At 49.9% G+C, this 12288-nt stretch carries 13 protein-coding genes and 1 other RNA gene; 9 read left to right on the top strand and 5 right to left on the bottom strand.

What is annotated here, in order from left to right; translation table 11 throughout:
- Nucleotides 1-6: 6 nt before the first annotated feature.
- From rpsI to CBP31_RS09740, 6 genes are all read left to right on the top strand, one after another.
- Nucleotides 7-399 (top strand): 30S ribosomal protein S9, encoded by a 393-nt coding sequence (gene rpsI, locus CBP31_RS09715; RefSeq protein ID WP_087036788.1) that lies wholly within the window; start codon nucleotides 7-9, stop codon nucleotides 397-399.
- A 284-nt stretch (nucleotides 400-683) separates the two neighbouring features.
- A complete protein-coding gene (gene petA, locus CBP31_RS09720) occupies nucleotides 684-1274 on the top strand; it encodes a ubiquinol-cytochrome c reductase iron-sulfur subunit (protein ID WP_087036790.1) in 591 nt (196 codons plus the stop codon).
- A 2-nt stretch (nucleotides 1275-1276) separates the two neighbouring features.
- Nucleotides 1277-2491 (top strand): cytochrome b, encoded by a 1215-nt coding sequence (locus CBP31_RS09725; RefSeq protein WP_087036792.1) that lies wholly within the window; start codon nucleotides 1277-1279, stop codon nucleotides 2489-2491.
- Nucleotides 2491-3222, top strand: a complete 732-nt coding sequence (locus tag CBP31_RS09730; RefSeq protein WP_087036794.1) for a cytochrome c1 — start codon at nucleotides 2491-2493, stop codon at nucleotides 3220-3222. Before CBP31_RS09725 ends, CBP31_RS09730 begins: the two co-directional genes overlap by 1 nt.
- 87 nt (nucleotides 3223-3309) lie before the next feature.
- Complete coding sequence (gene sspA / locus CBP31_RS09735) at nucleotides 3310-3939, top strand: stringent starvation protein SspA (protein ID WP_087036796.1); 630 nt, start codon at nucleotides 3310-3312, stop codon at nucleotides 3937-3939.
- 2 nt (nucleotides 3940-3941) lie between these two features.
- A complete protein-coding gene (locus CBP31_RS09740; RefSeq protein WP_087036798.1) occupies nucleotides 3942-4397 on the top strand; it encodes a ClpXP protease specificity-enhancing factor in 456 nt (151 codons plus the stop codon).
- Nucleotides 4398-4539: 142 nt separating this feature from the next.
- Here CBP31_RS09740 and CBP31_RS09745 read toward each other — a convergent pair whose 3' ends face one another.
- The 5 genes from CBP31_RS09745 to CBP31_RS09765 all read right to left on the bottom strand — a co-directional run bounded on the left by CBP31_RS09745 (nucleotide 4540) and on the right by CBP31_RS09765 (nucleotide 9768).
- Nucleotides 4540-6138 (bottom strand): methyl-accepting chemotaxis protein, encoded by a 1599-nt coding sequence (locus CBP31_RS09745; RefSeq protein WP_161492514.1) that lies wholly within the window; start codon nucleotides 6136-6138, stop codon nucleotides 4540-4542.
- A 297-nt stretch (nucleotides 6139-6435) separates the two neighbouring features.
- Nucleotides 6436-7014 carry a division/outer membrane stress-associated lipid-binding lipoprotein gene (gene dolP, locus CBP31_RS09750; RefSeq protein WP_087036802.1) on the bottom strand — a complete coding sequence of 193 codons (579 nt, stop codon included), beginning with the start codon at nucleotides 7012-7014 and terminating at the stop codon, nucleotides 6436-6438.
- On the bottom strand, nucleotides 7014-7607 hold the full coding sequence (locus CBP31_RS09755; protein WP_087036803.1) for a D-sedoheptulose-7-phosphate isomerase: 594 nt from the start codon (nucleotides 7605-7607) through the stop codon (nucleotides 7014-7016). The genes dolP and CBP31_RS09755 overlap by 1 nt, the downstream gene beginning before the upstream one ends.
- A 9-nt stretch (nucleotides 7608-7616) precedes the next feature.
- Nucleotides 7617-8015: a YraN family protein gene (locus CBP31_RS09760; RefSeq protein WP_227874991.1), complete on the bottom strand. Its 399-nt coding sequence runs from the start codon at nucleotides 8013-8015 to the stop codon at nucleotides 7617-7619.
- Nucleotides 7987-9768 (bottom strand): penicillin-binding protein activator, encoded by a 1782-nt coding sequence (locus CBP31_RS09765; RefSeq protein WP_227874992.1) that lies wholly within the window; start codon nucleotides 9766-9768, stop codon nucleotides 7987-7989. Before CBP31_RS09765 ends, CBP31_RS09760 begins: the two co-directional genes overlap by 29 nt.
- Nucleotides 9769-9974: 206 nt before the next feature.
- On the opposite strand from CBP31_RS09765, the gene rsmI reads away from it, so the two are divergent.
- The 3 genes from rsmI (at nucleotide 9975) to mraZ (ending at nucleotide 12287) form a co-directional block, all read left to right on the top strand.
- On the top strand, nucleotides 9975-10817 hold the full coding sequence (rsmI, locus tag CBP31_RS09770; RefSeq protein WP_087036809.1) for a 16S rRNA (cytidine(1402)-2'-O)-methyltransferase: 843 nt from the start codon (nucleotides 9975-9977) through the stop codon (nucleotides 10815-10817).
- Nucleotides 10818-11184: 367 nt separating this feature from the next.
- Nucleotides 11185-11570, top strand: an RNA gene (gene rnpB, locus CBP31_RS09775) — RNase P RNA component class A.
- 258 nt (nucleotides 11571-11828) lie between these two features.
- The gene (mraZ, locus tag CBP31_RS09780; RefSeq protein WP_087036811.1) at nucleotides 11829-12287 is read left to right on the top strand and encodes a division/cell wall cluster transcriptional repressor MraZ; all 459 of its coding nucleotides are present in this window, start codon (nucleotides 11829-11831) and stop codon (nucleotides 12285-12287) included.
- Nucleotide 12288: the final 1 nt, after the last annotated feature.

Raw genomic sequence — 12288 nt, forward strand, 5'->3', positions numbered from 1 at the left:
AGGCAAATGGCAGAAACTCAATACTACGGTACTGGTCGTCGTAAAAGCTCAACTGCACGAGTATTCGTGAAGCCGGGTAGCGGCAATATCGTAATTAACAAACGTTCTTTGGATCAGTACTTTGGCCGCGAAACTGCCCGTATGGTAGTTCGTCAGCCTTTAGAGCTGGTTGAAATGACCGAAAAATTTGATCTATACATCACTGTTTCTGGTGGTGGTATTTCTGGTCAGGCTGGCGCAATTCGTCACGGCATTACACGTGCCCTGATGCAATTCGACGAAACCCTGCGCGCTTCTCTGCGTAAAGCGGGCTTCGTTACCCGTGACGCTCGTAAAGTTGAGCGTAAGAAAGTTGGTCTGCATAAAGCACGTAAGCGTCCTCAGTTCTCCAAGCGTTAATTGGGACGGCGTTTTACAACAAAAGCCCGGGGTTTACCCGGGCTTTTTTATATCTGCAAAAATAATTTTCTGTTGCTAGTAAAACGTTGTTTTAAATAAAAAATAATATTATAAGAAATCATTTACTGCCACTTCCCCCGACCTTGTAAAAGAAGGCGTTTTTCTTTAGAATTTCAGGGTTTTTGTGGCAATTGAAACCATAATATCCGCCGCAGTTGTCACAAGCCGTCTCGAAGCATGGAACGAACTATAAACGCGCGGAGACCAAATGGGAGAGTTTTTGGATGAGCAATGCGCCAGTTAATACCGGTCGCCGCAGATTTCTAACCTGGTCAACCACAGTCGTGGGTGGGGTTGGAGCTGCTTTTGCCGCGGTACCTTTTATTGCTTCTTGGAATCCCAGCGCAAAAGCGAAAGCTGCCGGGGCACCTGTAGAAGTAGATGTGAGCAAAGTTGAACCGGGTCAGTTAATCCGAGTAGAGTGGCGTGGTAAGCCCGTATGGGTGGTCCGTCGTAACCAAGAGACGCTTGATTCGCTGACTAAGCTTGATGATCAGTTACGGGATCCCGATTCCGCTGAGCCACAACAGCCAGACTATGCACAAAACGCATATCGCTCGATCAAACCTGAATTACTCGTGACCGTAGGGATTTGTACCCACCTTGGGTGCTCACCTACTTACTTGCAAGATACCTTTGGTGAGCAGGTTCAGGGAGTGACCTCTGGTTTCTTCTGCCCTTGTCACGGTTCCAAGTTTGATATGGCCGGTCGCGTTTTCAAAAGCGTTCCTGCGCCATTGAACTTGGTGATCCCCCCTTATTATTATGTCAACGACGCCACAATTTTAGTGGGCGAAGACGGCGAAGGAGCCTAAGCATGTTGGGTAAACTCGTAAACTGGATCGACGAACGGATCCCGATGACGGCGACCTACAACAAGCACGTAGGTCAGTATCCGGCACCGAAAAACTTTAACTTTTGGTACTTCTTTGGCTCACTGGCCATGTTGGTGCTGGTAAATCAGCTGCTGACTGGCGTCTGGTTGACCATGAACTACAATCCGTCCGGTGACGGCGCTTTTAACTCCATCGAATACATAATGCGTGATGTGGAGTACGGCTGGTTGCTGCGTTATATGCACAGTACCGGTGCCTCTGCGTTCTTCGTGGTGGTGTATCTGCACATGTTCCGCGGCCTGATCTATGGCTCTTACCAGAAACCACGGGAACTATTGTGGCTGTTCGGTATGCTGATTTTCTTGGTGCTGATGGCTGAAGCCTTTATGGGCTATCTGTTGCCTTGGGGCCAGATGTCTTATTGGGGCGCGCAGGTTATTATTTCATTGTTCGGTGCCATTCCGGTGATCGGCGATGACTTAACACTGTGGATCCGTGGTGACTATGTTATATCGGGCGTCACTTTGACCCGTTTCTTTGCCTTGCACGTGATAGCGCTGCCGTTGGTGTTAGTGATACTGGTGTTCTTACACATAGTGGCATTGCACGAAGTGGGTTCTAATAACCCAGATGGTATCGACATTAAGAAAGTGAAAGACGAAAACGGTTGGCCGAAAGATGCAATTCCATTCCACCCTTACTACACGGTTAAAGACGTAGTCGGCGTGGCAGGCTTCTTGTTTATCTTCGCCTTCTTCATCTTCTTTTTGCCAGATGGCGGCGGTTACTTCTTAGAAGCGCCAAACTTTGAAGCGGCCAATAGCCTGAAGACTCCTGAGCACATAGCGCCAGTGTGGTACTTCACGCCTTTCTACGCCATTTTGCGTGCGGTTCCTGATAAGTTAACCGGTGTTATCTTGATGGGGCTGTCGATAGCTGTGCTGTTCTTGTTGCCTTGGCTTGACCGTTGCAACGTGCGCTCGTTCCGCTACCGTAGCAAACTGCACTTGTTGAATATCATTCAGTTTGTGATCTGCTTCATCATCTTGGGTGTGTTGGGTACTTTGCCTTCTACTCCTGTACTGACGTTGTTGGCACAAATCTGTTCTTTTGGTTATTTCGCCTTCTTTGTACTGTTGTTCTTCTACAGTAAAAACGAAAGAACCAAGCCGCTGCCAGAGAGGGTGACATTTTAATGAAGAAGTTAATCATTGCTGTACTCGCCTTTTTGCCAGCCTTGGCCTTCGCCTCAGGTGCGGTCAAGCTAGACAAGGCGCATTATGACTTGACCGATAAGGCCTCATTGCAAAATGGCGCTAAATTGTTCATGAACTATTGTGCGGGTTGCCACGGTACTCAGCACCAGCGTTATAACCGCGTAGCTGAAGACTTAGGCATTCCAGAAGATGTGATGCAGGCTAACCTCAACTTTACCGGTGTACCTATCGGTGAGTTGATGAAAAACTCCATCCCAGAAAAAGACGCAGCCACTTGGTTTGGCGCCCCACCACCAGATTTAACACTGGTAGCACGGGTGCGTGGCACTGACTGGTTATATACCTATTTGCGTTCTTTCTATAAAGATGACGAGCGTCCATTTGGCGTGAACAACCTGGTGTTTCCATCGGTGGGCATGCCCCACGTGTTGGAGCCACTGCAAGGTAGCGCTAGGTTAAAAACCCAAGTACATACCGTGGATGGTGAAGAAGTCACCACGCCCGTTGGCATCGAAGTGGATGGTAATGGCGAGTTGAGCGGGGAAGAATACGATGCTGCAGTATTAGATATCGTTAACTTCTTAGCTTACTCCTCAGATCCCATTAAGCTGGAACGTCATCGTATTGGCTATTGGGTACTCGGTTTCTTAGCTATCTTCTTTGTCTTCGGTTACCTGTTGAAGAAAGAATACTGGCGTGACGTACACTGATTAGACATCGTCTAAGCTAACTTTTGGGGCGGCAATGGGGCAAAAATGCTTCATTGCCGTTCCTGTTTATGATTTGTGGAGGATCTAATGGCAGTTGCGGCTAATAAACGTTCTATCATGACGTTGTTTTCGGGTGCTGAAGATATTTACAGTCACCAAGTACGTATCGTGTTGGCTGAAAAAGGTGTCAGCGTTGAAATCAGCCAAGTTGAGCTGGATGCGCTCCCTGAAGAAATGCTGGAACTGAATGCGTACGGCACTTTGCCGACTTTGGTTGACCGTGAGCTGGTGTTGTATGAATCAGACATCATCATGGAATATCTGGATGAACGTTTTCCTCATCCACCGCTGATGCCGGTTTATCCGGTTGCGCGCGGTAACAGCCGTTTGATGATGCATCGCATCAAACAAGACTGGTATTCCTTAGTTGAGCGTATTCAGCGTAACGATAAAGCCGATGAAGCCCGCAAAGAATTACGCGAAGCTTTGTTAGCGGTAGCCCCGATATTTGGCGAGTATTCTTACTTTATGAGTGAAGAGTTCAGCTTGGTGGATTGCTACATGGCACCTTTGTTATGGCGTTTGCCATCTCTGGGTATCGAGCTGTCGGGCCGTGGTGCTAAAGAGCTGAAAGGCTATATGATCCGCTTGTTTGAGCGTGAGTCGTATCAAGCTTCCATGACCGAAGCTGAGCGCGATATCGGTGGTAAGATTTAACTATGGAAAATCTGACACCCAGCCGTCCTTATCTGTTGCGTGCCTTTTATGAGTGGCTGTTAGATAACGAACTAACGCCTCATTTACTGGTGAATGCGAGCTTGCCGCACACCACGGTACCACAGCAGTATGTTAAAGATGGCCAGATAGTGCTGAACATAGCACCCACGGCCGTCGTTGGCTTACAGATGGATAACGATGCGGTGAGTTTTAGCGCGCGTTTTGGTGGTTCGCCATTTCAGGTATATGTACCTATGGCGGCCGTGGTGTCGATTCAGGCCAGGGAAAACGGTGCTGGCACTTTTTTCCCACCTGAAGTTGCTTATGATGCTTGGCTTGCCAGCTTAGACGCCGAAGGGCCGAAAAGCATTGACTCAAGCACAGAGCCAGATGATCCAACTACGCCGCCAAGTACGCCGCCTAAGAAGGGCAGACCCAGCTTACGCGTCGTTAAATAATTAAGTAGCTAAGTAGCTAAGTAGCTAGTAGCTAAATAATTAATCGGTGACTAGAAGCAAAAACGCAGCCCCAGGGCTGCGTTTTTTTATGGCTGAAATAGGTGGTGAGGAGTGAGGTGTAAAGAGTGGGGATTTTCACGCCTCACGCTTTAAGAGCGCGCACGCTGAAACTATCAATAATATCCTTCAGCTGTTGGGTGAGCTGGGCCATTTCATAACTGGTTTGCATATTATCTTGGGCGTGGCCCGAGGTGCTTTCTGCTGACTGGCTGATCAAACGCACCTTGTTGGTGATTTCACCAGATACGTGGGATTGTTGCTCGGCGGCGCTGGCAATCATCATATTCAAATCGTTCATCAAACTAATTTGTTGCGCTATCTCCTCAATGGAGCTTTCAGAGGTTTGCGTCTGAGCTACGCCATTATTGGCCAGTGTTAAACATTCGGCCATCACGCTCACCGCTTGGTGGGTGGTACTTTGCAGCCGCGCTATAGTTTGCTCAATATCGGCAATGGAGCCTTGAGTGCGCCCAGCAAGGCTACGTACTTCATCGGCCACTACCGCAAAGCCACGGCCTTGTTCACCGGCGCGGGCGGCTTCAATGGCGGCATTTAAGGCTAATAAGTTAGTCTGTTCGGCAATGTTGCGGATCACGGTAAGCACGTCGCTTATCTCATGGCTGTCTTTTTCCAATGACGCTATCACAGTGGTGGATTGGCGCACATTTTCGGCCAGCTTAGCCATTTGCTCACTGGTGTGATGCACGTTAATGCTGCCTTCGCTGGCGACGGTCTTAGCTGTATTGGCGCTGCTTGAGGCATCTGTGGTGTTGCGTGCTATTTCTGCCACCGTAGCCGTCATTTCATTCATAGCGGCGGCAATTTGCTCTATGTCTAACTCTTGGCGGCTAATTTCCGCCTGAGTTGAGCTAATAGCACGCTCCGCTTGGCTGGCTTGGCTTACTAGGTCATCGGCCGCATCCCCCACTCGACCCAAGGCAGTTTTAAGCTTGGCCTGCAGTACTTGTATGGTCAGCTGTAACTGGCCGACTTCATCTTGGCGACCGGTATAAATTAAGGTGGCTAACTGATTATCTATGACTTGGCGTGAGCTCTGCTCTAATTGGCGCAAGCCTTTAGTCAGTGCATAACCGCCCAACATTAGGCCTAGCCACAACACGGCAAAGGTGGCAGACAGTGTCAGTTCAGCGCCAGGAACGAGGGAGAGCAGCAGAGCCAGCGCACCCGCACACAATAAGCCGCTTAAGCCCGTAAACTTGCCATGCAGGCTGAGGCCTGACCACCAGTTGCGTAGGCTGAAGCTGGGCTTTTTAGCGTTGGTTAGTTTGGGATATTCTTTTTTGGCGCGCGCCACACACTCAGGGCTAGGCTGGGTACGAATAGAGTCGATGCCGGCTAATTTATCGCCATCAAACTTAGGAGTGAAATAAACGTCAGCCCAGTAATGGTCGCCGTTGTGGCAGCGATTTTTTAACACGGCGATATAGGCTTTACCCGCCTGCAGTGAGCTGTAAAGATCGGTGAAAATAGAGCTGGGCACGCCGCCAGCGCCTAAGTGCATTTGTAGCTCACCGATCACTTGCTCGCTGGAGTAACCGGTAAACTGATACAGCTGCTCATTACAAAAGGTGACTTTTCCTTCCAGATCAGTGCTGGAGATCAGTACGCCAGTAGGGTCGATGGTTTTTTCTCTGCCGGTAAGCGGCACCTGAGATGTCATATGAAACTCCATGTCTTTAACGCTATGTCCTAAGGTAAATGCTCGCGTCTACTCGCGTATGAATACTCACACTAACTACAGTGTTATTAGCTGGTTAAGCAGCATATATCGGCGCTTGACGAAAAAAAACCTTTAATCTCAGTAAAAATTAATGAGGTTCAGGAAAGGAGGGCTAGGCAGGCATAATCGCGGCCACATTCCTCTATTAGCGTTTGAAGATTCAGCCAGCTGAGCTCTGAGCCAAAAAAGCTAGGCGAATAGAGGAATGAAAAGGGCGTGGGTTATCTCTTTGCTTGATTAGGGGGCCGCCTGCACAAATTCAAATACCGTAATCACCCGTTTTACACCGGCGATATTACGGGCTAATTGCACTGAGATATCCGCTTCTTTTTGCGTAACTAAGCCAATCAAGAATACTTCACTATTTTCAGTGACGACTTTGACTTTAGTGCCATCGATGTTCTTTTCGGCCAATAAAGTACTTTTTACCTTAGAGGTGAGCCAAGTGTCCTGACTGCGTGCCGTGATATCGAGCGGGGCGGTAATGCGCAGCTCATTAAAGACTTCCGTCACGCCGGGCACGCCTTTCACCACGGCTTCTGCTTGTTGACTGTATTCTTGGGTGGGTGTTTGGCCAACTAATAAACTCTTGCCATTGGTGGTGATCACCACCACGCGGCTGTCTGCCCACAAAGGATTAGTGGTGCCTAAGCGATGTGTGGCGCGCATATCTACCGCTTGGTCGCTGACTTGGGTGGAGACGGCTCTGCGGTCGGTGATGGAGCCGATCCCGGTGCCGGCACCGGCGAGCATCACGCCTGCACAGCCTTGTAAAAGTAGGGTTACAGCAAAAATTAGGGGGAGTTTATGGCTCATTATTCATCTTCCTCTTGCGGGAACAAAGTACGATCAATCAAGTCACACAAGCAGTGCAGTGTTAATAAATTGACTTCGTGAATGCGCGGCGCACGCAGCGCCGGTACCCGAATCTCTACATCATTGGGGCCTAATAAACCGGCCAGCTCACCGCCATCTTTGCCGCTCAAGGCCACTATAGTCATATCACGGCTGAGTGCGGCTTCTGCCGCTTTAATAAGATTACGGCTATTGCCACTGGTGGAGATCACCACTAACACATCACCTTCTTGACCTAAGGCCCGAATTTGGCGGCCATAGGCTTCATCAAAGTGTTGGTCCACGGCAATGGCACTGATGCTGCAGGTATCTAGGGTTAAACAAATAGCGGGCAGCGCGGGGCGCTCGGTTTCATAGCGGTTAATCAATTCACTGACAAATAATTGTGCCAAGGCATTAGAGCCGCCATTGCCGCATACCAATAATTTATTACCGTTTAATAAACACATCACCATCATTTGCGCGGCCGCTAAAATATCATCGGGCAGCGCTTCGGCGGCGGCAATCTTAGTTTGAATACTTTCGGTGAAGCTGGCTTTGATCTCGTCCTGCATTGCTGTTCCTTAAAAGGCGTTCTGTAACCAATGAAGATCCATACCTTCATAGGCGATTAAATCAAAACGACAGGGCTGTTGTGCTTCGTTTAAGCCCTGTGCTTGTAAATAGTATAAGGCTGCACGGCGCAGCTTCTGTTGCTTAGCGGGCGTCACCGAGGCGGCTGCGCCACCAAAATAACCATGACTGCGATAACGTACCTCTACAAACACTAAGGTGCAGTCGCTATACATGATTAAATCAATTTCGCCGAGCTTGCACCAGTAGTTGCGTGCAGCCAAGGTTAACCCTTGGCTCAGTAAAAACTGCTCGGCGCGGCGTTCAAACTGCTCGCCCTTGCTTTGGGTCGGGGAGCGGGCCGCTTGGGTGGCGGATGACTTACCCTTGCGACTCAAACTCGCGCTCAAGTTCTTGCTCACGCTCGAGATTAAGTTCTTCAGTCGTGTCAGCTGGGGCTTGGTAGCCTTCGGTTTGCCAGTCGCCATCCTGATACTCCATCCACAACGAGCGGCGCTCGATGAGACCTTGCTCATTGATGCTAATGTCGCCGGTTAAGCCCGAGGTCGCCATCGTTCCCATGCGCAAATCGTTAAGCTGCGGGATGATATTAACCGCATCATAACCGAGCGCAAATAAGCGTAACCAAGCGCTGCTGCTATTAGGCCATTGCTGTTCTACCTCAGCCATAAGCTGTGCTTGCTCGCCAAAGATCCACGGCATGTCCCCAAGCTTGACGCCATTCAGCTCGCTCATGGGCGCTGAACCGCCGGGAATAAAGCTGCGCGACGTAACATAAGTCGGGAAGCGTTGGGCTCGGCTGTCACGCACAAAGTCAAAGTAGGGCAGGATAAAGCGCGTTTCGGTGGCGTTAGAGGCCATAAATAGCGAATCGATAGCGCCATTGCTGGCCGCCGGCGCATTGTCACCAATGGGCTGGATCACGCCGGCCGCAAGTGGCTGGCTGATACTGGCGCTGGCTTTGGTATTGAGCGCGCGGCGTACATCGGCTTCTATGGCTTGCTGGCTACTAAAATAGGCAAGGCGCGCGCCTTGGCCACTAAGCTGTTTCCAAACCCGATTAAACTCGGTGGCACTGCGTTTACCCAGTTCATTGCCCGGTGCAAACACCAAGGGTTGGCGATGACCTTGCTCCCACATATGCTGTGCGGCATCGGCGGCTTCACTTTCGGGCGATAAAGCAAAGTAATAGCGATGGGCTAAGCCTAGTTTTTGCGGCGGCATATTTAACGCCAATTGCGGCATCGCCGGATCCAGATTAGCCAAGGCCGCTATATCACCTTTAAGTAGCGGACCAATAATAAAGTCGGCACCGGCGGCTTGCAGTTGCTGATATACCTTAGCCATGTCACTGGTTTGGGTATCAAAAAAGCTTAAGCGTGAAGCTTGGCCTTGATGAGCACGCTCAATGCCATTACGAATAGCCGCCGCTTGGGGCGCTAACTGACCCGTTAAGGGCAGTAGCACCGCAATGTGGCTCGGCTGATAGCTGTCGAGGGCCAGCATGCTGCTCTCGGCCAAGCCTTCTGGCAGGTAATATGCGCCCGGATGCTCGGGGTAGCTGTTACGCCAAGAGTTGAGCTGCCAGTTGCGCTGTTCGTCATTGGTGCTTGGAGCATTTAAAATCGCCATTAATCGCAACCACGCCTGAGTGGTGGGCTCATATTTCTCAGTGAGTGCGCCGCGCAGCATATCGCTAGAGATGGGCGCAAGTAGTGCATAGATGCGTTCTAAGTTGGCTTGCTGTGCGGGTCCGGCTAGGTATTGATGGCGTTGTGCCAACATATCCGCCGCCGCAATCGGCTGGCTTTGCTGTTCGAACCGATTCGCTTGTAACAACAAGTAATAGCCGAGCACATTGGGCGCTAAGCGGTCGGGCTCTATGTTGGTCAGCAGTTGCTCGGCGAGCCCGTCATGGCCAGTCACCAGCGCCATTTGTGCTTCCAATAAGCTCAATATCGGCTGCTGCTCTGGAGTTGCGGTTTTTTGTAACTGCACCAGCTGATTTTTCGCCGCCAGCACGTTGTTTTCTTGCAGCCAGGCGCGAATAGCTAACACTTGCCAACTAAAAGCATCGGCGGGGTTAGCGTTGCGCGTTTGTTTTAGATATTGTTCGCCACTTTGTTCGATGGTGCTAAACATGTCTGGCGGAGTATCTGGAAACCGCTGCGAAATAGTCCCAGTGCCACAGGCTAGTAGCAAATATGAAAGCACCAAGGTGCATAATAGCCGTGTTACACTCTTGCTGTGATGTAATGTTGCCAATCCCTTTAATCCCAAGCTGTGTCATTCTAGTCCTAATTCTAATAGGGCCATGACGGTGAAACAATTGCTCGACAGGAGTTCTCATGAGCCAAGCCGCTGCACTTTATATAGTGCCAACCCCCATCGGAAACCTGAATGATATCAGCCAGCGTGCACTGGATACATTACAAGAGGTTGATTTAATAGCTTGTGAAGATACCCGTCATACGGCGAAACTGCTATCTCATTACCAGATTAATACCTCTACCTGGGCGTTACACGACCACAATGAGCAATATAAGTCCGAGCAGCTAGTGGCGCGCCTAGTAGGCGGACAAAGTGTAGCCCTAGTCTCGGATGCAGGCACGCCTTTGATCAGCGACCCCGGTTATCACTTGGTCAATCGCTGTCGTGAGGCGGGCATTCAAGTGATCGCACTGCCCGGCCCTTGTGCCGCTATTACTGCTTTATCCGCCGCAGGCTTGCCCACGGATCGCTTCGCCTTTGAGGGTTTTTTACCTAGCAAAGAAAAAGCGCGCTTAGATAAAATCGAACAATTAAAAGACGAACCGCGCACCTTAATTTTTTATGAATCGCCCCGGCGTTTACTACACAGCGTGGCCGCGATAGTGGAAGTGTTAGGCCCAGAGCGTCAATTAGTGGTGGCCCGTGAAATCACCAAGACCTTTGAGTCGATTCACAGCCTGCCCGCCGGTGAAATGTTGCAGTGGTTGGGTGAAGATACCAACCGTAGTCGCGGCGAAATTGTATTGATGGTGGCCGGCTATCGCCCCAGCGTTGAAGATGAATTGTCGGCAGAAGTGCTGCGCACGTTAACTTTGCTGTGTAGCGAGCTGCCACTAAAAAAAGCTGCTGGATTGACCGCAGAGATCCACGGCTCGAAGAAAAATGCCCTGTACAAGTACGGGTTAGAGAATGGACTTTAGCCGCTAGAGATAATGTTGAGTGTTGAATTTTTAATGTTGAATTTTTAATGTTGAATTAAGGGCTAAGATCAAAAAATTTTGCAACGGAACCCACGGAAGAACGCGGAAAAATTAAGCTGAGATAAGAACGACAAGTGCTTATTCAATGGTAAGAGCTAAAAACTGAGCATCGCATCTACAGATCCGGTTTCTTAACAATAAAAATGTTTTTAATTTTAGCTCTTTCAGATTTAATCGCTATTTTTCCGTGGGTTCTGCGGATTCCGTTGCGAAGATGGTTTGTCTTTAAGTGTTGGTCTTTAACTCATAGTTAAAAATTCAGCATTCAACATTGGTATAAAGGCGAGGCTGGTGTACAATCCGCGGCGGAGTTGGCTGGGTAATCGCTGCTTCGTCGTTGTGCCCTCGGGCATACGGGCGGAGGGGAGGAAAGTCCGGGCTCCATAGGGCAGGGTGCCAGGTAACGCCTGGGGAGCGTGAGCTCACGACTAGTGCAACAGAGAGTAAACCGCCGATGGCTCGTAAGAGCACAGGTAAGGGTGAAAGGGTGCGGTAAGAGCGCACCGCGCGACTGGCAACAGTTCGTGGCACGGTAAACTCCACCCGGAGCAAGACCAAATAGGCCTCCATGGGCGCGGCCCGCGCTGGAGGCGGGTAGGTTGCTTGAGCCAGTGAGCGATTGCTGGCCTAGAGGAATGATTACTAATCGAGCTTGCTCGATACAAAACCCGGCTTATAAGGCCAACTCCCACCATTTAAAAACGCAGCTTCGGCTGCGTTTTTTCGTTGCTGGGCCCATTCGCTTCTTATCAGTGACAGATATAAGTATCCAATTGAGATGTAAGTGGCAGTCAAAAGTACGGCGTTTAGTCGATTCCGTAATGAAAAACGGTTCTGTGTTGCTTACTGGTTACTACATGTTGCTTGAAAAGCAGCCGCTGGCTCCTTACAATCAAGCGAAGTGGGAAAAAGTGGTTTTTTGTGGAACATTTTAGTCGCTAAGGACTCATAATGCTGCGTGGGACACACGCCATCAGCCTAGATAGCAAGGGGCGTTTGGCAATACCGACTCGGTTTCGAGATAAATGCCGCGATGATGCGGAAGGTATTTTGGTGTGTACTGTGGATATTTTTGAGCCTTGTTTGCTGTTATATCCGCTGCCTGAATGGGAGCTAATCGAAAAAAAGCTCCGTTTACTTTCACGCATGGACTCCCAAGAGCGTCGTTTACAGCGGGTGTTATTGGGGCATGCGGCCGAGTGTGAGCTGGACGGCCAAGGGCGGGTGTTATTGCCCAGTACCTTGCGCCAGCACGCCGGTCTTGAGAAAAAAATTATGCTAGTGGGCCAACTCAATAAATTTGAAATTTGGGATGAGGCGCGCTGGCAACAACAAATTAACGATGATTTGCAGGCACTTCCTAATGAAGACTGGGCCTCATCGGCACGACTGCGGGATTTTGGGTTATAAC

This window comes from Oceanisphaera profunda, from assembly GCF_002157895.1.
Classification (GTDB): domain Bacteria; phylum Pseudomonadota; class Gammaproteobacteria; order Enterobacterales; family Aeromonadaceae; genus Oceanimonas; species Oceanimonas profunda.